The following is an 18,288-nucleotide window of genomic DNA, read 5'->3' as shown; positions in this document are numbered from 1 at the left end:
TCGCTCTCAAATGAACACGCCTTCGGCAGGGCGGTCGCAGCGGCGACCGCCTGTCCCGGCGTTGTTGTCCGGTCAAAAAAGGATCCCTGCCCGTCAGGCGCCTCCGCCCGACAGGTTCAACGGGTCCCGGTTCTGTCGATTACGCTTGGAAGGCCCGCCGCTGGCTGGAGCTGCCCTTCATCTCGGAACAGAAGACAAAGAGCGACATTCTCCAACCTCCTTGGTCGCGAGCCCAAACACCGATAATCTCTGGAATTCGCCGCGGCGTTCATTGCTGTCCGCCAGGCGATGAAGGGACCTTACAGGGCGCCCTCGAAAGGCTGCAACACCCCAGTCAGCCGGCTTCGGAGCGGCAGCGGCCTCCTCTCCCCGGATCGGATTGGGGATGGCAGCCGCAATTGGTTGGGGAACTTAATCTTTTCTTTAGAGCCGCCCCGTCCGGGCCGGCCGAATCTTTTTTTTCCGCGGGGCGAATGGCCGCCGTGGAGTCGCCATGATTCCGTCGCTGCAAAATCCTTTGCCTGCTAAGGTGATGATAAATAATGATTTTCTATGCGCGATGGACTCCCTCGAAAGGCTCGGTTTCGCGCCCCGAAAGCCGCCCGAGAGTCAAGTCCCTAAAGCCGTGGAAAGATTGCCGAATCGGCTTGCCAGAGCGATTTTCGTCTTCGGCGAAGATGCGTGGCGAGGCTGCAACAGGGGCCTCGAAGCCAACAAAAAAGCCCGGCACGAGGCCGGGCTTTCTAAAGGAGTAATACTATCTGGGAAGGCGGCTCAGGAAGCCAGCGCGCCGATGCGATGGGCGAGGCGCGAAACCTTGCGCGAGGCGGTGTTCTTGTGAACCACGCCCTTCTGCGCGGCGCGCATGATCTCGGGCTGGGCGGCCTTCAGGGCCTCGGCCGCGGCGGCCTTGTCGCCCGTGGCGATCGCCTCTTCGACCTTGCGCAGGAAGGTGCGCATGCGCGAGCGGCGGTTCCTGTTGACCTCGGTGCGCCGCGCGATCTTCCGCGTGGCCTTCTTGGCCGACGTCGTATTGGCCATCGAAACGTCCTCGTCCTCATTACGGCCCGTCGCCTGGCGTTGAGCCGGTGGTCCTGGCCGCTACCTTGCTGGAAACACGTGAGCGGCGGCCGAGCTTGCGCGGGCCGCCGCGAGTGGTGGGGCTATAGTCGCTTGTGCGGCCGCCGTCAACGCGGAATCCGCATGCGGCTCACCATTGGGCTCAGGCTGCGGGCGCGATGAAGCGCGCGAAGCTCGCCAGATCGACATTGCCGCCCGACAGGACGACGCCGACGCGCCGGCCCTCGACCGGCACGGCGCCGCTGAAGGCCGCGGCTGCGGCGAGGCAGCCGGTCGGCTCGACCACGAGCTTCATGCGCTCGGCGAAGAAGCGCATCGCATCGACCAGCGCGGCGTCTCTCACCGTGACGATGTCCTCGACATCGCGCTGGATGATCGGGAAGGTGAGCTGGCCGAGGAAGGCGGTCTGCGCCCCGTCCGCGATGGTCTTGGGCACGCCGATCTTCACGATCTCGCCCTTGCGCAGCGATTGCTGCCCGTCATTGCCGGCCTCCGGCTCGACGCCGAAGATGCGGCAGGCGGGATTCAGCGCCTTCGCCGCCAGGCAGGCGCCGGCGAGCAGCCCGCCGCCGCCGAGCGGCACGATCAGGATGTCGAAGGGGCCGGCATCCTCGATCAGCTCCTTCGTCGCGGTGCCCTGGCCGGCGATGACGTGGGGGTGGTCATAGGGCGGGATGACCGTCAGGCCGCGTTCGGCCGCGAGCCGGTCGCCGATCACGAGCCGGTCTTCCGTATAGCGGTCGTAGCGCACGATCTGCCCGCCATAGCCTTCCGTCGCCGCGACCTTTGCGGCCGGCGCGTCGTTCGGCATGATGATCGTGGTCGGCACGCCGAGCAGCTGGCCTGCATAGGCGATGGCCTGGGCATGGTTGCCGGAGGAGAAGGTGACGACGCCCGCCTTCTTCTGCGCGGGGGAGAGCGAGGCGATGGCATTGTAGCCGCCGCGGAACTTGAAGGCGCCCATGCGCTGCAAATTCTCGGGCTTGAAGACGAGGCTCGCGCCCGTGCGCCGGTTGGCGGTGGCCGAGCTCATCGCCGGCGTGTGATGGGCGATGCCCTTGAGCCGCTCGGCGGCCGCCTCGACATCGGCATAGGTCGGGAGGCTCGGGCCTGTCTGGGCGTTCATGACGGCAAATCCTGCTGGCGGAAGACGAAGGCAATCTGCCAGCAGGATGGAGCGTTCTTCAAGGCGGCGAAGCTCTGCGCCGCCATGCGGCCAGCGATGGCCGTCAGGCTCAGGCGTTCTTGAAATCCGGCTTCCGCTTCTCGGCGAAGGCGGACATGCCTTCCTTCTGGTCGGCGGTGGCGAAGAGCGAGGAGAAGACACGGCGCTCGAAGCGCAGGCCTTCCTGAAGCGTCACCTCGAAGGCGCGCTCGACCGATTCCTTCGCCATCAGCACGGAGGGCAGCGACTTCGTCGCGATCGTCTCGGCCGCCTTCAGCGCCTCGGCCTGCAGATCGGCGAGCGGCACGACGCGGGCGACGAGGCCCGACCGCTCGGCCTCTTCGGCGCCCATCATCCGGCCGGTCAGGACGAGGTCCATCGCCTTGGCCTTGCCGATGGCCTTGGTCAGGCGCTGCGTGCCACCTGCGCCGGGAATGACGCCGAGATTGATCTCGGGCTGGCCGAATTTCGCATTGTCCGCGGCGATGATGAAATCGCACATCATGGCGAGCTCGCAGCCGCCGCCGAGCGCGAAGCCGGAAACCGCCGCGATGATCGGCTTGCGGCGCTGGCCGATACGATCCCAATCCGCGAACTTGTCGTCGAGATAGGTGCCCGGGAAGGTGCGGCTCTGCATTTCCTTGATGTCGGCGCCGGCGGCGAAGGCCTTTTCCGAGCCGGTGAGGACGACGCAGCCGATGCCGGCATCCTTCTCGAAGCCGTCGAGCGCCTGGTTGATCTCGCCGATGAGCTGGCCGTTCAGGGCGTTGAGCGCCTGCGGGCGGTTGAGCGTGATCAGCCCGACCTTGCCCTTCGTCTCGACGAGAATGGTCTCATAAGCCATGACGGCCTCCTGGATGATCCTGTGCTGCCAGCTTTAGCGGGCGGCGCCGGTGGAAGTCCATGCGCGGTTGCGCGCATCCGCGCATTCGCGCCACCGTTCAGCCGGGCCGGCCAGGCCGGCGCTCCGCGCAAGCGCCTTCGCCGCCCGCGCCGATGCGCGGGCGTTTCGGTCGAGGGGCAGCGGAGCGCCGCGAGGCGCAGGTTGTATCGGGCCGCTTCCATTGAGCCAGGATGCGGCGCGGAAGGATTGAGCCACCTTCCGCACGCCCCGTGGCGCTCCGCTTATCGGCGATTTTCAGACTCCGAGCCGCGCTTATAAGGGCGGGCGGGCCAGCCATGCCGTCCTGCGGCCTCAACGCCCCAAAGGGTGCGCCACACCGCGGTGTCGGACAGGGCCGCTTCCGCCAACCCGTCCAGCGAGCTCCTCGCACAGGGGCCGTAGTACCCCCAGGGCGGTGCCCCGAAGCCTCCCGAGTCTGGCTCGTAAGGCCAGCCGCAGGCGCCGACCCCGCCCCGCCAACGGCATACCTCCGGATGGCTGCCCCTCGGGGACGAGGTGGCCCCAGGATACGCATGGTTCGCCAAGGCGGGGATAAGTTTGCGGTAAGGCCAGCTTTCGACCCATGGCTGACATCAGGTGTCTTTGACGAACTATTCCGGCAGCCCCGCCGACCGCAGCGCGCCGCCGAGCACCTCCGCAAGCTCAGGAGCGCAGTTCACGCCTGCGAACTGGCGACCATAGCGGAATGTCGGATGGAGTTCGAGGACCCGTGCCGCTGCGCGCCTGGCCTCCTCGCGCCGCCCAAGTTTAACGAGTGCAGCCGCCAACTGCACGTAGGTGATGCTGTGCGCAGGATTGGCTTGAACAGATCGATGCGCCGCATGGCAGGCTTCGCCATACCGACCGCGCAGCAGATGGCTCATCGCCTGCGCATCGAAAGCAGCGAAAGCCCATGGATCGAACGGGCTGAGCCGCATGCCTCGCTCGCTCCACGCGATGGCCCGCTCGGCCTCCCCGGCCCATCCGAACATGACGCTCCCGAGAATGTAGGTTAGCGCCGATGACTCGCTGATGGCGAGCGCAGCTTCCAGGGCAGTGAAGGCAGCGTCACGGTCATGGCCATCCATGCCCATGGAAAACCCCGCGAGGGTCAGTGCGGCCGCATCATCCTTGCCATGGATGAGTGCGGAGCGGGCGTGGCGGATCGAGGCTGCACGATTGGCCTCCTGCAAGCCCGAGCGAAGGAAGAGGCAATGATGGCACATCGCGGCATTGCCGTGGGCCAGTGCATATTCAGGATCGAGTTGAATGGCCCGGTCGAGCAGCGTGAGCGCCCGGGTCACCTGCTCGGGCATGCCGGAATCCACGTCGGACTGGGCTCTCAGCACGAGATCATAGGCATCGAGGCTGTCAGGGCGCTTTCGCTTGACCCTGTCGATCTCGGCACGCCGGACGCTCGGCGCGATCGCGCCCACAGCCGATACCGCGATCTCATCCTGAAGCGCGAAGACATCGTCGGAGCTGCGGTCATAGCGTTCGACCCAGACATGCGTACCGGTTGAGGCATCGATCATGCGGGCACTGATGCGCAGGCTGCCGCCGGCTTTCCGCACGCTGCCTTCGAGCACATAGCGCACGCCGAGCTCGCGGCCGACCTGCTTCACGTCGACGGCGCGCGCCTTGTAGATGGCGGTAGAATTCTGCGCGATGACGAAAAGCCATTTGATGCGTGCGAGGCCGGTAATGATATCGCTGACCATTCCATCGGCGACATAATCCTGCTCCGGGTCGCCGCTCATGTTGACGAACGGCAGAACCGCGATGGACGGCCTATCAGGCAGAGCGAGATGTCGAATGGAGCCTCTGGGGGGCGCGACATCGGGATCATAGATGGTCACAGCCGGCCCGACATAGCGATAGCCACGTCGTGGCAGCGTTTCGATCCAGCATCCGCCACCGTCGTGCTCTTCGAGCGCGCGCCGGATCGCGGCGATCTGGACCGTCAAATTGCTGTCCTCGATCGCCTGGGCTGGCCATGCCGCCTCGATCAGGGCCTCTTTGGGAATGGGGCAGCCTTCTCGTCCCAGCAACAGCGTAAGCAAGGCGACGGCGCGTCGACCAAGCGCAGCCGGCTCGCTGCCGCGGAACAGGATTCCGGCTTCGGCATCGAGACGGAAGGGGCCAAATGCCAGGGTCCTCGCCATACGGAAGGATGGTACCGGTTCCGCATTTTTCGCAACAATTTCGGAACGGCTTCACGACTCCCCGAGATGGCAGGACCAGAGTGGCTTCGCTGCCTGCCGATCGCAATCTCAGTCGATGGAGGATCGCATGAACGCCGTTCCCGTCATTCGCATGCCCGAGCAGAACAACGGGGTCATGCTGCGTGGCCATCCCATGGTGTTCCTGGTCACCGACCGGGACACGAAACATACGAGCATGTTTGACTGGACGATTCCGGCCGGATTCGCCACCGGCCTCCATGTCCACCGCGTCCAGGAGGAAACCTTCTACGTCCTCGAGGGCGAATGCGAGTGGCATGTCGGCGACGGGATCGTTCGCGCCCGCCCCGGGACCTTCCTCTTCATCCCGCCAGGCGTGCCCCACAACATCACCAATGTCAGCGAGCGTCAGGCTCGCGTGCTGATGACCGTGTCGCCTCCTGGGCACGAGCACTATTTCGAGGAGCTGGCGCAGCTCGCAGCGTCAGGCGTTCCCGACCCGAACGCGCTCTCCGCGCTGCGAGATCGCTATGACACCGACCAGCTTTCAACACTGACCACACGGGAATAACGCCGATTGGATTCCCGGGAGCCACGCCGAACCAGCCTGCGACCATCGCACGCCAAGCGCATGCGCCCCTGTGACACTGGTTACGCGACCAGGTGTTTGAAAGTCCGCTCCCGCGGCGCATCGACCTCTCCGAGGCCCTGATCCACGTCGCGATGGTCAGCCCCTCATGCGTCAGCCACGGAGCTCAATCTCAAACGGACTCTGAGGCGGCCGAGGCGCCTTGCCGTCAGGGAAAGGCGCCCGGGGGCAGCGGCGGCTCCGCATTGAGCAGCGTGATCGTCACCCGTCGGTTCGACGGGCTGTAAGGATCGTCGAGGAAGAGCGGCTCGGTGTCGGCGCGTCCCGCCACGGACGCGAAGCGGCTGCTGGGGAGCCCGGCCCCCGACAGGATCTCGCGCACGGCGAGCGCCCGCCCGGCCGTGAGGCTCCAGGAATCGGCGGCCTGCACCGAGCCCGGGCGTGCTGCGGCCGTGTGGCCGGAGACAGACAATTGGTTGGGCAGACGGCGCAGGGTGGGTGCGAGCGCTTCCAGCACGAGACGGGTGCGCTCGTAGGGTTGGACCGAGCCCTCGGGGAACATGGAGCGGCCGTACTCGTCCACGAGGGAAACGTTCAACCCCTCCTTGGTCGGCTCGATCACGATGTTGCGCGACAGCTCGGAAATTTCGGGCATTTTCTGGAGCGCCTGCCGGAGGCTGGCTATGGCGCTGTAGTTGGCCTGCACACCGGCGGCCGGGCGGCTGACCTCACGGTCGCTGGCGCGGCCCGAGCCGGTCGGGGGCGCTTTGTCATCCTGCCCGGAAGTCCCCTTCGCGCCGTCGCGGGGCACTGAGGGCCTGTTGCCTGACTTGTCCAGGGCACTGCCCATCAGGACGCTGCCAGAGCCGCTGGTCGTAGGGCTCAGGGCTGACGGCGCGAAATATTCCGCCAGGCCGATCTTCTGCTCCTGCGTCGTCATGCTGATCAGCCACATCAGCAGAAAGAACGCCATCATGGCGGTCACGAAGTCCGCATAGGCGATCTTCCAGGCCCCGCCATGGTGCGCGTGAGCCGCCTTCTTGACCTTCTTGACGATGATAATCGGCTGGGTGGGCTTGGTCATCGAGTCCCTGCTGGAGATTGGGTCAGATCTAGGCGGGGAGATCGGCGGTTGCCGCTTCCACTTCGCTGAAGGTCGGGCGGACGTCGCTCATCAGAGCCTTGCGGGCGAATTCGACCGCCATCACCGGCGGCTGGCCGCCGATATAGGCGAGGAGACCCGCCTTGAGTGAAAGGAAGTACTTGGATTCCGCCTCGAACGTGCCCTTGAGCGACTGCGCCATGGGCCCGAAGAAGCCGTAGGCGACGAAGACGCCGAAGAAAGTGCCGACGAGCGCGCCGCCGATCAGATGTCCCAGCACTTCCGGCGGCTCGGTGATCGCCCCCATCGTCTTGATCACGCCGAGCACGGCGGCGACGATGCCGAGCGCCGGTGTGCCGTCGGCGAGCGACTGCATGGCCGCGACGATACGCTCCTGCTCCTGGTGGTGCGTCTCCAGTTCCTCGTCCATGAGAGCATCGATCTCGTGGACGTTGTTGGCGCCCATCGTCAGCATGCGCATGTAGTCGCAGACGAACTCGACCGCATGATGGTTCGCCGCAAAAGTCGGGAAGGCGTTGAACAGCGTCGACGCGCTCGGGTTTTCGATGTGCTCTTCGACCGCGAGCATGCCCTTCTGCTTCACGAATTTGTACAATGAGTACTGCATCCCGAGCAGTTCGACGTAGCATTCCTGCTTGTACTTGGGACCCTTCACGAGCGTCCCGAGCATGGCGGGCACGGCCTTGAGCACCGGCGCGGGGTTGCCGATGACGAAGGCACCGATCGCTGCACCGAGGATGATGACAAACTCGAACGGCTGCCAAAGGACCTCGAGGTGGCCGCCCATCGCCGCGTAGCTGCCGAAGACGCAGACGAAGACGATGATTGTGCCGACGATCAGCCGCATGGTTTGCCACCCTCGCGCCGCAGCAGGTACAGCCCGCGCGAAGCCCTAACGAGTCCGACGAAATGACCGATTAAGGTTAAGGGCGAGTTTATGGCCGGTGGCCGGCAGGCTTGTCGGCGTCGTCCTCCACCACGGCTTCGAGGCTTGGGCGGCAGGGTAGGCCCTGTAAAGAGATCGGCGCCAGGGTGTCCCGGCGAACGTCAGTCATCGACCCATGGCGGAGCTTGGGAAGAGCTGCCTCGGCGCTCAGCGCGTGCCCTTGGGTGTCCGGCGTGGATGGATCGTTTCGCCGCGCGCCAGCATATCCACCAGCTCGGCGATCTTCGCGGCGCGCTTTTCCGGCGTCCGGGCTTGTTGAACGCGATAGATCACGGCGAATCGGTTCGCGGCGTCCAACCCGTCGAACAGCGCGCGGGCGGGAGGAAGGGCATCCAGGGCGGCTTCAAGGTCGGGGGCAGGCTCGGCTTTTGATTGGCCCGCATAGGCCCGGTCCCAGCGTCCGTCGGCCTTTGCGCGCTCGATTTCGGCCTGGCCCGCGGGTTTCATCCGCCCATCCGCGATCAGCCGCTCGGCGCGCTCCCGGTTGGCCTGGGACCAGGGGCTTGCAGGCCGGCGCGGCGTGAAGCGGGTCTTGAAGTAGCGGTCATCGATCCCGCCGAGCTGGCCGTCGATCCAGCCATGGGCCAGGGCGCAATCGATGGCCTCGGCCTTGGCGATCGTCGGCTCGGGCGCTCCCTGTTTCGCGAAGCGAAGCCATGCGCCCTCGGCGCCTGAGGTCTGGTCGGCCAGCCAGGCCTCGAACGTGCTGCGATCGACGAAGGTGAGGAGCGGGAGAGGGGCTTTGGCCATAGGGCGAGCATCGGTCGAGGTTGGGTCCGGGGCAAGCCCCTGGCGATCTCAAGGTCCGTCCACCCCCGCCTCCCTCACGGCCAGATCGGGGCGCCATCCAGCCCTGTGGTTTCCGGCAGGCCGCAGATCAGGTTCGCATTCTGCACCGCCTGGCCGGCCGCTCCCTTGCCGAGATTGTCGACCACACCCATCGCGATCACCAGGTTCCGCTCCGGATCGGCGGCATAGCTGACGAAGGCGAGATTGGAGCCCGTGGCCCATTTGGTCTGCGGCGGCTTGTCGGTGACACGGACGAATGCCCGCCCGGCGTAGAAGCGCCGAGCAGAGTCCAGGCACTGGCTCGTGGTCGCGCGGCCACGGCAGTAAATGGTGGCGAGGATGCCGCGGGTCATCGGCACCAGATGCGGCGTGAACACCAGCCCGGCCGCGCTGCCTTCGCTCAACCGCTCGATCGTCCTGGCGATCTCCGGCATGTGGACGTGCTGGAGCAGGCCGTAGGGCACCAGGTTCTCGTTGCTCTCGGCATAGCCAAACTTGCTGTCGCCGCCCCGGCCGGCGCCGGAGATGCCCGTCTTGACGTCGATCACGATATTGCCGGGCTCGATCAGCCTGTCGACCAGCAGCGGCGCAAGCGCGTTCAGCGTCGCGGCAGGGAAGCAGCCGGGGTTGGCAATGCGGGTCCGGCCTTCGATCTCATCCGGCCAGACGTCGGCCAGGCCGTACGCCCAGCCCTCGACATAGCGGTGGTCTCCGCCGATATCGACGATCTTCACATCCTTGGGGACACGGGCCAGCGCCCCGCCCGAAGCGCCCGTGGGCAGGGACGCGAACAGCACGTCGAGCTGCGGCAGGGTCTCGGGATCCCATTTCTCGATGACCAGTTCGGCCAGCTTGGCCGGAACACCGGGGAAGCGGTCCACCAGGCGGCTGCCGGCGCTCCCCTCGCCCGCGGCGTAGACCAGCTCGAAGGACGGGTGGCTCGCGATGAGGCGCATCGCCTCGCCGCCGCCAAAACCGCTGATTCCGACAATGCCGACGCGAATGCTCATGATGGTCTCCATTTTGGGATGCGGGTTTGGGATGCGGGCCAAAGAAAACCCCCGGAGCCGAGGGCTGCGGGGGTTCAGGAACGCGGGTCGGGCGGCTCTGGCGAGTGGGCCTACAGTGAGGCAGCCATCACGCGGACGAACGCTGGTCGACGCGCAGCCCGAAGAGCCGCCGCTTGGGTGCAGCGACGTCGGCGTCGATCACAAAGGTTCTGGTTCCTGAGCATGTCCGGCAAAACTGTCGTCACCGTGCGTCATCGTCAAGCGGAATGTCCGCTCCCGATCCGAGCGGGCCGCAGCCCGTCAACGCAGGCGCCGCGGCTGGCAGCTCTCGCAATAGAAGGTCGAGCGGCCCGATTGCACCAGCCGCTTCACCAATCGGCCGCAGCCCGGCGTGACGCAGACCTCGCCCTCGCGGTCATAGACCTTGAAGCGATGCTGGAAATAGCCGAGCGAGCCGTCGGCATGGGCGAAGTCGCGCAGCGTCGAGCCGCCGGCCGCGACCGCCTCCTCCAGCACCTCGCGGATGATGCGGGCGAGCTCATGGGCCTTCTCGCGCGGTCGTCCGGCCGGAGTCGCGATCGTTCCCGCTTCGGCTTCCGGGTGGAGACCGGCACGGAACAGCGCCTCGCAGACATAGATGTTGCCCAGGCCCGCCACGAGCCTCTGGTCGAGCAGCGCGGCCTTCAGCGGCGCGATCTTGCCCGCGAAGAGCTTCGCCAGCGTCTCGCCGGAGAGTTCGTTGCCGAGCGGCTCGATCCCCATGCCCGCGAAGTGTCTGCAGGTCTCGAGCTCGTTGCGCGGCAGAATGTCCATGAAGCCGAAGCGGCGCACGTCGTTATAGGTGACGCGCGCGCCGGTCCCCATTTCGAACACGACATGGTCGTGGATCAGGTGCCGACCGATCTCGTTGTAATAGGAGCCGGGCTCGGTCGGCGGCGTGCCGGGCGCCTCGACGATGAAGCGCCCGCTCATGCCCAGATGCATGACGAGGGCCTCGCCATCGTCGAGATCGGCGATCAGGTATTTCGCCCGCCGCGACAGTGCCTCGACCCGCCGGCCGGTCAGGCGCTCGGCAAAGCGCTCGGGCAGGGGAAAGCGCAGGTCCGGCCGGCGCAGCTCGACGCGGGCGAAGCGCTCCCCCGTCATGGCGGGTTCCAGCCCGCGCCGGACGGTTTCGACCTCGGGAAGCTCGGGCATCCTCGTCTTCTCTCGTAAAGCCTGCGGCGAGACGGGCCGCGACAAGCCCGTCGCCTTTGGCTATTCATCGCCTCAGGCGAATACAAGACAGATTTGCACAAGGCCGGCCCGACCGTGACAGCAGCTTCCGACACCACCCATTTCGGCTTCGAGACCGTGAAGCTCGCCGAGAAGCAGGCCAAGGTCGACGACGTCTTCCACAAGGTCGCCAACCGCTACGACCTGATGAACGACCTGATGTCGGGCGGCCTGCACCGCGCCTGGAAGAGCGCGCTGCTGACGGCGATCAACCCGGCCAAGGACCGGCCCTTCCACCATCTCGACGTGGCCGGCGGCACGGGCGACGTCGCCTTCGCCGTGCTGGAGGCGGGCGGCCCGCAGACCGACGTCACCGTGCTCGACATCAACGCCGACATGCTGCGCGTCGGGCGCGAGCGCGCCGACAAGCGCTTCCCGGAGGATGACCGCATCCGCTTCGTCCAGGGCAATGCCGAGGAACTGGGCCTGCCGGACAACCATTTCGACTGCTACACCATCGCCTTCGGCATCCGGAACGTGCCGCGCATCGACAAGGCCCTGGCCGAGGCCTATCGCGTGCTCAAGCGCGGCGGGCGTTTCCTCTGCCTCGAGTTCAGCCATGTCGACGTGCCGCTGCTCGACAAGATCTATGAGAGCTACTCCTTCCGGGTCATCCCGCCGATGGGGCGGATGGTGACGGGCGAGGCCGAGCCCTATCAGTATCTGGTCGAATCGATCCGCAAATTCCCGAAGCCGCAGGCCTTCGCCGGCATGATCGAGGATGCGGGCTTCCGCAGGGCGAAATACACGCCGATGACCGGCGGGGTCGTGGCGCTGCATTCCGGCTGGAAGCTGTGATGGCCTGTGCCGCGCCGAGCCCGCGCATGACGGCCCGGGCATGATCTCCTCCTTCTTCCACATGCTGCGCGGCGCGCGCGTCGGCTTCGTGCTGGCGCGTGAGGGCGCGCTCTCTCTGGTCGATCCCTCGGTCTTGCCGCCGCTGGCGCGCGGGCTGATCCGCCTCGGCCGGGTGATCGAGCGGCGCGGCGCCGGCTCCTCGGCCACACGGCTCGCGGCGGCGCTGACGCGGCTCGGCCCCTCCTACGTCAAGTTCGGCCAGTTCCTGGCGACCCGGCCCGATGTCGTCGGCATGAAGATCGCGCAGGATCTTTCGGCCCTGCAGGACCGCATGCCCGCCTTCCCGATGGCGGAGGCGCGGGCCATCGTCGAAGCGGCCCATGGCACGAAGCTGGAAGAGATCTTCGTCGAATTCAGCGAGCCGGTCGCCGCCGCCTCGATCGCCCAGGTGCATCGCGCCCGGCTCAAGGACGGGCGCGAGGTCGCGGTGAAGATCCTGCGCCCCGGCATCCGCGACCGCTTCAACCGTGACCTCGCCGCGATGCGCTTCGGTGCCGAGATGGCGGAGATGCGCTCGGCCGAGGCGCGGCGCCTGCGCTTCACCGGCGTGGTCGAGACATTGGCCCGCTCGGTCGCGATGGAGATGGATCTGCGGCTGGAGGCGGCCGCGCTCTCCGAATTCGCGGAGAACACCAAGGACGACGCGGATTTCCGCGTGCCGGAGCCGGATTGGCAGCTCACGGCCCGCGAGATGCTGGTCGACGAGTGGATCGACGCGGTGCGCCTCTCCGATGTCGAGGGCCTGCGCGCCGCTGGCCACGACCTGCCGGAGCTCGCCCGCAAGATCATCCAGTCCTTCCTGAAGCATGCGATCCGCGACGGCTTCTTCCATGCCGACATGCATCCCGGAAACCTGTTCGTCGATGCGGAGGGCCGGCTCGTCGCCGTCGATGGCGGCATCATGGGGCGGCTCGGCCACAAGGAGCGGCGGTTTCTCGCCGAGATCCTGCTCGGCTTCATCACCCGCGACTATCGCCGCGTCGCGGAGGTGCATTTCGAGGCGGGCTACGTCCCGTCTCATCATGACGTCGAGGATTTCGCCCAGGCCATCCGCGCCGTCGGCGAGCCGATCCACGACCGGCGCGCCGACCAGATCTCGATGGCGAAGGTGCTGACCCTGCTCTTCGAAATCACCGGCATGTTCGACATGGCGACGCGCACCGAGCTCGTCATGCTGCAGAAGACCATGGTGGTGGTCGAGGGCGTGGCCCGCTCGCTCGATCCGCATCTCGACATGTGGGGCACGGCCGATCCGGTGGTGCGGAGCTGGATCACGCATAACCTCGGGCCGCTCGGCCGATTGGAGGAAGCCGGACGCGGCGCCCGCTCGCTGCTCGGCTCGCTCGCGAGCCTGCCCGACACGGTCGGCCGGGCCGAGCGCGTGCTGGGACAGCTCGAGGACGCCTCCCGCCACGGCTTCGCCCTCGACGAGCGCAGCGTCGCGGCGATCGGCCGGGCCGAAGCGCGGCGCAACCGCTGGGGCACGGCCGCGCTCTGGGTGATCGCAGGGCTGATCGCCTACGGGGTCTTCGGCTAGGAAGCGGCCGTTCAGGCCAGTCGTTTGATGCTGGTGATCGCGCCGAAGCTCTTGGTTAGGATGCGGTCGCGTGCCTCTCGCAGCGGCTCGCTGAAGACGGTCATGGTGTAGCCGTTGGCATGAAGAAGCGTGTCCGGGTCGGTCAGGATCCCGACATGGCCTTTCCAGAAGACGAGGTCGCCGCGCTGGAGGCCGGACAAGCTGTCATCGAAGGCGACAGCCGTGCCGAGCGCGGCTTCCAGCATGTCGGAATCGCGTGGCGAGGCAATGCCGGTTGCTGCCAGCGCAAGCTGCGTCAGCCCGGAGCAATCGAGTCCGAGGCTGGTCTTGCCGCCCCAGAGATATGGCACGCCGAGGAAGCGCTCGGCCACCGCGACGAAATCGGGCTCGAACCGGTCGAACGCGGCAAGATGCTTGAGGAAGACGTGGCCGCCATCGGCGAGGACGCCGAAATCGCCCTTCTGCTCCACGACCGCGACGCCGGCATTGAGCGAGAGCGCGGCCAGCGGCGGCAATTTGATCGACGGCCCGGGGTAGAGGAAGGTTCGGAGCGCACTGACCCGATGCGTCGGCGCGGGCTGATCCGGCCGCAGGCAATCGTCGGGCAGATAGCCGACATAGCCGTCGCCGGAGAGCTGTCCCCAGGCCCAGCCTTCATGGCGTTCATAGACCTGCACCAGCTCGCCCGCGAGCGCCTCCGTGTCGAGGGCGGCGTCGGGACGTGGCTCGCGCCGCAGCGGCGCCGAAGCGGTGACGACCCGCATCGGCTGCGGATCGACGAAGGTCGGGGCCTTGACCTGGCCGCGCAGATGGCCGGCGGCGAGGTCGGTGCGGAAGGGTGTGGTGCGGCGGTCGAGAATCGCGGTCATGACGGCAATCTATCCTTGCCTCGGCAGCGCCGGGAGGGGCCTGCGCTCAGCCGGCCCCGATTTCCTTCGCATGCTCGGTGACGAGGTCGCCGAGCCGTTCCACGGCGAGCGCCCCGGCCACCGTGCGCTGGATCACGACGTTGCGTCGATCCTCCTCGTCGCGCTTGCGGGTCAGGAGGCCGAGCTTGCCGAGCGTATCGAGCGCGCGGGTGATCACCGGCTTGGTCACGCCAAGCTGCTTCGCCAGCCCCCGCACCGTATGCGGCGGCAGTTCGAGATAGACGGTGAGCAGGATCGCGGTCTGGCGGGCCGAGAGGTCCGGCTCGCCGTCCCGCACCAGATCGAGATGCACCTGCCGCCAGAGCCTGAGCGCCTGCGAGGGCCTGATCTCCAAGGGCATACGGATGAGGTTCCCGATCGTTACGGGTCCGTATCATTATCGCGCAGGCGCCGAGGCGCAATCGACTTCGCCGATCAGCCTTAACCGGCTGGATAGAGCTGCTTCACCAAGGCATAGGTCAGTCGCGCCGCCTGGCACTCGCCGCCTTCGGGGCGGCCGGGCTTGGCCGCGGGGGTCCAGGCATAGATGTCGAAATGGGCGTAGGACGGCGTCCGCTCGACGAAGCGGTTGAGGAACAGCGCGGCCGTGACCGAACCGGCCATGCCGCCGCTGGAGACGTGGTTCACATCCGCGATCTTGGAATCGAGCATGCGGTCATAGGGAGCCCAGAGCGGCAGCCGCCAGACCGGGTCGTTCACGGCGAGGCCGATCCGCGCGATCTCGGCGGCGAGCCCCTCGTCATGCGTGTAGAAGGGCGGCAGATCCGGCCCGAGCGCCGTGCGGGCGGCTCCCGTCAGCGTGGCGTAGTCGATCAGCAGCTCCGGCGCCTCCTCGTCGGCCAAGGCCAGCGCGTCCGCGAGGATCAGGCGCCCTTCGGCGTCGGTATTGCCGATCTCGACGGTGAGGCCCTTGCGGCTCGGCAGGATGTCGCCCGGCCGGAACGCCGCGCCCGAGATCGCGTTCTCGACCGCCGGCACCAGCAGGCGCAGCCGCACCGGCAGCTTCGCCAGCATGATCATGCGGGCCGCGGCAATGGCTGCGGCCGCGCCGCCCATGTCCTTCTTCATCAGCAGCATCGCGGCCGCGGGCTTGATGTCGAGCCCGCCAGTGTCGAAGGCGACGCCCTTGCCGACCAGCGTGACCTTCGGATGCGACGGCTTGCCCCAGACGAGATCGATGAGGCGCGGCGCCCGCGGCGAGGCCCGCCCGACCGCATGGATCATCGGAAAATTCTCGTCCAGCAGTTCCTCGTCTGCGATGCTGCTGACGGTTGCCCCGCATTCGGCGCCGAGCACACGGATCGCCGCCTCGATCTCGTCCGGCCCCATGTCGTTCGCGGGCGTGTTGACGAGGTCGCGTGCCAGCATGGCCGAGTCTGCGATCAGGCTGATCTCCGCGCCGTCGACGCCCTTGGGCAGGACGAGCCGTGCCTTCGTCGGAGCAGGCTTGCGGTAGCGATCGAAGCGATAGCTCTGCAGGAGCCAGCCGAGCGTGGCCAGAGCCGGGTCATCGATCTCGCCCTGCAGCGCGTAGGTGCCCTCCGGCAGCTGCGCGGCCAGCCGCGCGGGAGCGAACGCGTCCCGGCTGCGTCCGGCGGTGGCGATCCCGAGCAGAACGCCGGCGAGCCGGCCGTCGGCGCTGGGCAGGAAGCAGTGCTCGCTGGCACGCGCCGCAAAGCCTTGCGCCTGCGCAAAGCTCCGCTGTTCGGCCGGCAGCTTCTCCCGCAGCTCCGCCCAGCCCGATGCCGAGACGACGTGAACGGGAATGGCCGCATCGGCGGTGTTCGTCAGGAGGCTGTGCACGGGAAGGAACCGGTTTGGCAGGGCGGGGGGAACGGCAGGTTAAGAATGCATTAGGGTTAACGCTTTATCACCGGAGCGACCAGACGAACCTTCACGATGTCAGCCCGCGAGGCGATCCGGCCCATGTCCATAGCGCCCTCCTCCGCAGCGCACCCCGCTTTCCGCCAGCTTCCGCATCGCCACCGTCGCATCGGCTTCGGTTTTGCCGTCTGCGTTGCCGCGCTGGCGCTCGCCGGCTGCCAGAGCCGGGGTGGCCCCGGAGACATCACCGGCTCGATCGGGCGCAGCCAGCCGGCCCAGCCTCGCACGGCAGCCGATTGGCAGGCCGAGCGCGAGAGCTGGGGCAAGCGCTACGACACCGATCCGAAGGACCGCAACGCGGCCTTCTATTATGCGCGCGCCCTGCGGGCGATGGATCAGCATGCCCAGGCTCTTGCCGTCCTGCAGAATGCCGTGCTCATCCATCAGGACGACCGCGAACTGCTGGGCGCCTATGGTCGCTCGCTCGCCGATAATGGTCGCTTGCGCGAGGCGGACGAGGTTCTCTCCCGGGCGCATTCGCCGGAACGCCCCGACTGGCGGATCCTTTCGGCGCAGGGCACGGTTGCCGACCAGCTCGGCGAGCACGAGCGGGCCCAGCAGCTTTATCAGGCGGCGCTGAAACTGGCGCCGAGCGAGCCGACGGTGATGTCCAATCTCGGGTTGTCGCTGGCGCTCTCCCGGCACCTGCCCGATGCGGAGCGGGTTTTGCGCGAGGCGGCGGCTCAGCCGGCGGCGGATGCGCGCGTGCGCCAGAACCTGGTGCTGGTCCTTGGCCTCCAGGGCCGCTTCGGCGAGGCGGAAACCGTCGCCCGCCAGGACCAGAGCCCGGCGGAAGCCGCTGCGGCCATCGCCTATCTCAAGCGTAGTGTCAGCCAGCAGAACAGCTGGGACCTGCTGAAAGGGAAGGCCAAGCCGCAGCCCGGAGCCAAACCGCCCCTCGCGCAGGGAGCAGGTTCCGCCGCGACACAGAGCCAAGGCTGAACGACGGCGCACCGCCCGCGGCACAGAGACGAACCTCACAAGCAGAAGAGGCCGGAACGGAAGTTCCGGCCTCTTCTGCTTGTGCGGCGCTTCAGGCCGTGGCCGGTGCGCCTATTTCCATTTGAAGACCTGGACCAGCGCCGGCGTCATGATGATCACGAACAGCACCGGCAGGAAGAACAGGATCATCGGCACGGTGAGCTTCGGCGGCAGCGCGGCGGCCTTCTTCTCGGCGGCATTCATGCGCTGGTCGCGACTTTCCTGGGCCAGCGTCCTGAGCGCAGTGCCGAGCGGCGTTCCGTAGCGCTCCGCCTGGATCAGTGCCGTCGAAACCGATTTGACGCCTTCGAGCCCGGTCCGCATTGCGAGGTTCTCGTAGGCGGCTTTGCGCTCGGCCAGATAGGACAGCTCGGCCGTGCACAGACCGAACTCTTCTGCGAGCGCCACGGACTGAGTGCCGATCTCGTTGGAGACCTTGCGGAAGGCATGTTCGATCGACATGCCGGATTCGACGCAGATCAGCAGCAGATCGAGCGCGTCGGGGAATGCCTGACGCATCGACGACTGGCGCTTGCTGATCTGATTCGACAGGAAGATCTCGGGGGCCTTGATGCCCAGATAAGCGCCGGCGATGGCGATGCCGACCTTGACGATGAAAGGCTGACCGAAGCCGTTGATGACGAAGACGTAGAAGAGAGCGAACAGGAAGAGGCCGATCGGTGCGGCGAGCCGGAAGAATAGGAAGCCGATCTCCGCCTGCGGTCCCCTGTAGCCTGCCATCGAAAGTTGCCGCTTCGCGTTTTCTGTTCCGAGCCAGTCACCCAGTTTGAACTGCTCGACGATGCGCCGCATATAGGCCTTCGGCTCCTGCCGCAGGCTCACCCTTTCGCCCTGCCGGTTCAGCCTCTCGCGTTCGCGCGCGCGGATCTTTTCACGTTCGGTCGCGACACTCTTCATCCGCTTGTTCAGGCTGTTGCCCTCGGTCAGCGGGATCGCGATCGTCAGCACAGTCGCTGCGGCGGCGACGGCGGCCAGCAGCGCCAGCAGGAACTGCGGGTCGGTGACTTTGGTGACGATGAGGGAGATCATCGCGGC

General features: G+C 66.9%; 17 protein-coding genes. 4 read left to right on the top strand and 13 right to left on the bottom strand.

Annotated features, from left to right (window positions below; all coding sequences use genetic code 11):
- Positions 1 to 774: 774 nt before the first annotated feature.
- The 4 genes from rpsT to CE453_RS28320 form a co-directional block, all read right to left on the bottom strand.
- Positions 775 to 1,041 carry a 30S ribosomal protein S20 gene (gene rpsT / locus CE453_RS28335; RefSeq protein ID WP_089177629.1) on the bottom strand — a complete coding sequence of 89 codons (267 nt, stop codon included), beginning with the start codon at positions 1,039 to 1,041 and terminating at the stop codon, positions 775 to 777.
- A gap of 181 nt (positions 1,042 to 1,222) precedes the next feature.
- Entirely contained in the window at positions 1,223 to 2,206 is a 984-nt protein-coding gene (locus tag CE453_RS28330) for a threo-3-hydroxy-L-aspartate ammonia-lyase (protein WP_089177628.1), read from the bottom strand.
- 109 nt (positions 2,207 to 2,315) lie between these two features.
- Complete coding sequence (locus tag CE453_RS28325) at positions 2,316 to 3,089, bottom strand: enoyl-CoA hydratase (RefSeq protein ID WP_089177627.1); 774 nt, start codon at positions 3,087 to 3,089, stop codon at positions 2,316 to 2,318.
- A gap of 650 nt (positions 3,090 to 3,739) precedes the next feature.
- On the bottom strand, positions 3,740 to 5,293 hold the full coding sequence (locus tag CE453_RS28320; protein WP_089177626.1) for a winged helix-turn-helix domain-containing tetratricopeptide repeat protein: 1,554 nt from the start codon (positions 5,291 to 5,293) through the stop codon (positions 3,740 to 3,742).
- A gap of 127 nt (positions 5,294 to 5,420) precedes the next feature.
- Between CE453_RS28320 and CE453_RS28315 the strand changes: the two genes are divergently transcribed.
- Entirely contained in the window at positions 5,421 to 5,882 is a 462-nt protein-coding gene (locus tag CE453_RS28315; RefSeq protein ID WP_089178207.1) for a cupin domain-containing protein, read from the top strand.
- A gap of 226 nt (positions 5,883 to 6,108) precedes the next feature.
- On the opposite strand, the gene CE453_RS28310 is transcribed toward CE453_RS28315, so the two are convergent.
- From CE453_RS28310 to mutM, 5 genes are all read right to left on the bottom strand, one after another.
- Positions 6,109 to 6,984 carry a flagellar motor protein MotB gene (locus CE453_RS28310; protein ID WP_089177625.1) on the bottom strand — a complete coding sequence of 292 codons (876 nt, stop codon included), beginning with the start codon at positions 6,982 to 6,984 and terminating at the stop codon, positions 6,109 to 6,111.
- A 28-nt stretch (positions 6,985 to 7,012) separates the two neighbouring features.
- Positions 7,013 to 7,870, bottom strand: coding sequence for a flagellar motor stator protein MotA (gene motA / locus CE453_RS28305; protein ID WP_089177624.1), 858 nt, complete (start codon positions 7,868 to 7,870; stop codon positions 7,013 to 7,015).
- Between the two features lie 246 nt (positions 7,871 to 8,116).
- A complete protein-coding gene (locus CE453_RS28300; RefSeq protein WP_089177623.1) occupies positions 8,117 to 8,719 on the bottom strand; it encodes a YdeI/OmpD-associated family protein in 603 nt (200 codons plus the stop codon).
- Positions 8,720 to 8,793: 74 nt separating this feature from the next.
- Entirely contained in the window at positions 8,794 to 9,768 is a 975-nt protein-coding gene (argC, locus tag CE453_RS28295; RefSeq protein WP_089178206.1) for an N-acetyl-gamma-glutamyl-phosphate reductase, read from the bottom strand.
- Between the two features lie 300 nt (positions 9,769 to 10,068).
- On the bottom strand, positions 10,069 to 10,965 hold the full coding sequence (gene mutM, locus CE453_RS28290; protein ID WP_089177622.1) for a bifunctional DNA-formamidopyrimidine glycosylase/DNA-(apurinic or apyrimidinic site) lyase: 897 nt from the start codon (positions 10,963 to 10,965) through the stop codon (positions 10,069 to 10,071).
- 114 nt (positions 10,966 to 11,079) lie between these two features.
- Here mutM and ubiE point away from each other — a divergent pair, with 114 nt between their 5' ends.
- Together ubiE and ubiB are read left to right on the top strand one after the other, a co-directional pair.
- The gene (gene ubiE, locus CE453_RS28285) at positions 11,080 to 11,841 is read left to right on the top strand and encodes a bifunctional demethylmenaquinone methyltransferase/2-methoxy-6-polyprenyl-1,4-benzoquinol methylase UbiE (protein WP_089178205.1); all 762 of its coding nucleotides are present in this window, start codon (positions 11,080 to 11,082) and stop codon (positions 11,839 to 11,841) included.
- 40 nt (positions 11,842 to 11,881) lie between these two features.
- On the top strand, positions 11,882 to 13,438 hold the full coding sequence (ubiB, locus tag CE453_RS28280) for a 2-polyprenylphenol 6-hydroxylase (RefSeq protein ID WP_089177621.1): 1,557 nt from the start codon (positions 11,882 to 11,884) through the stop codon (positions 13,436 to 13,438).
- An 11-nt stretch (positions 13,439 to 13,449) separates the two neighbouring features.
- Here ubiB and CE453_RS28275 read toward each other — a convergent pair whose 3' ends face one another.
- From CE453_RS28275 to CE453_RS28265, 3 genes are all read right to left on the bottom strand, one after another.
- Positions 13,450 to 14,307 carry a C40 family peptidase gene (locus tag CE453_RS28275; RefSeq protein ID WP_089177620.1) on the bottom strand — a complete coding sequence of 286 codons (858 nt, stop codon included), beginning with the start codon at positions 14,305 to 14,307 and terminating at the stop codon, positions 13,450 to 13,452.
- Between the two features lie 46 nt (positions 14,308 to 14,353).
- Positions 14,354 to 14,707, bottom strand: a complete 354-nt coding sequence (locus CE453_RS28270) for a MarR family transcriptional regulator (protein WP_089177619.1) — start codon at positions 14,705 to 14,707, stop codon at positions 14,354 to 14,356.
- A gap of 80 nt (positions 14,708 to 14,787) precedes the next feature.
- Positions 14,788 to 16,170 (bottom strand): leucyl aminopeptidase family protein, encoded by a 1,383-nt coding sequence (locus tag CE453_RS28265; RefSeq protein WP_248307904.1) that lies wholly within the window; start codon positions 16,168 to 16,170, stop codon positions 14,788 to 14,790.
- Between the two features lie 123 nt (positions 16,171 to 16,293).
- Here CE453_RS28265 and CE453_RS28260 point away from each other — a divergent pair, with 123 nt between their 5' ends.
- Positions 16,294 to 17,193 carry a tetratricopeptide repeat protein gene (locus CE453_RS28260; RefSeq protein ID WP_089178203.1) on the top strand — a complete coding sequence of 300 codons (900 nt, stop codon included), beginning with the start codon at positions 16,294 to 16,296 and terminating at the stop codon, positions 17,191 to 17,193.
- Positions 17,194 to 17,304: 111 nt separating this feature from the next.
- Here CE453_RS28260 and CE453_RS28255 read toward each other — a convergent pair whose 3' ends face one another.
- Positions 17,305 to 18,282 carry a type II secretion system F family protein gene (locus CE453_RS28255; protein WP_089177618.1) on the bottom strand — a complete coding sequence of 326 codons (978 nt, stop codon included), beginning with the start codon at positions 18,280 to 18,282 and terminating at the stop codon, positions 17,305 to 17,307.
- Between the last annotated feature and the right edge of the window lie 6 nt (positions 18,283 to 18,288).

Source organism: Bosea sp. AS-1, from assembly GCF_002220095.1.
In the GTDB taxonomy this organism is placed as follows: Bacteria; Pseudomonadota; Alphaproteobacteria; order Rhizobiales; family Beijerinckiaceae; genus Allobosea.
Note: the sequence above shows the minus strand (reverse complement) of the source record. Positions and strands in the feature narration are given on the sequence as shown.

What these genes read in the sequence shown, in the direction of transcription:
- rpsT (WP_089177629.1), bottom strand. Translation starts at nt 1,041, where the DNA reads ATGGCCAATACGACGTCGGCCAAGAAGGCCACGCGGAAGATCGCGCGG.
- CE453_RS28330 (WP_089177628.1), bottom strand. Translation starts at nt 2,206, where the DNA reads ATGAACGCCCAGACAGGCCCGAGCCTCCCGACCTATGCCGATGTCGAG.
- CE453_RS28325 (WP_089177627.1), bottom strand. Translation starts at nt 3,089, where the DNA reads ATGGCTTATGAGACCATTCTCGTCGAGACGAAGGGCAAGGTCGGGCTG.
- CE453_RS28320 (WP_089177626.1), bottom strand. Translation starts at nt 5,293, where the DNA reads ATGGCGAGGACCCTGGCATTTGGCCCCTTCCGTCTCGATGCCGAAGCC.
- CE453_RS28315 (WP_089178207.1), top strand. Translation starts at nt 5,421, where the DNA reads ATGAACGCCGTTCCCGTCATTCGCATGCCCGAGCAGAACAACGGGGTC.
- CE453_RS28310 (WP_089177625.1), bottom strand. Translation starts at nt 6,984, where the DNA reads ATGACCAAGCCCACCCAGCCGATTATCATCGTCAAGAAGGTCAAGAAG.
- motA (WP_089177624.1), bottom strand. Translation starts at nt 7,870, where the DNA reads ATGCGGCTGATCGTCGGCACAATCATCGTCTTCGTCTGCGTCTTCGGC.
- CE453_RS28300 (WP_089177623.1), bottom strand. Translation starts at nt 8,719, where the DNA reads ATGGCCAAAGCCCCTCTCCCGCTCCTCACCTTCGTCGATCGCAGCACG.
- argC (WP_089178206.1), bottom strand. Translation starts at nt 9,768, where the DNA reads ATGAGCATTCGCGTCGGCATTGTCGGAATCAGCGGTTTTGGCGGCGGC.
- mutM (WP_089177622.1), bottom strand. Translation starts at nt 10,965, where the DNA reads ATGCCCGAGCTTCCCGAGGTCGAAACCGTCCGGCGCGGGCTGGAACCC.
- ubiB (WP_089177621.1), top strand. Translation starts at nt 11,882, where the DNA reads ATGATCTCCTCCTTCTTCCACATGCTGCGCGGCGCGCGCGTCGGCTTC.
- CE453_RS28275 (WP_089177620.1), bottom strand. Translation starts at nt 14,307, where the DNA reads ATGACCGCGATTCTCGACCGCCGCACCACACCCTTCCGCACCGACCTC.
- CE453_RS28270 (WP_089177619.1), bottom strand. Translation starts at nt 14,707, where the DNA reads ATGCCCTTGGAGATCAGGCCCTCGCAGGCGCTCAGGCTCTGGCGGCAG.
- CE453_RS28260 (WP_089178203.1), top strand. Translation starts at nt 16,294, where the DNA reads ATGTCCATAGCGCCCTCCTCCGCAGCGCACCCCGCTTTCCGCCAGCTT.
- CE453_RS28255 (WP_089177618.1), bottom strand. Translation starts at nt 18,282, where the DNA reads ATGATCTCCCTCATCGTCACCAAAGTCACCGACCCGCAGTTCCTGCTG.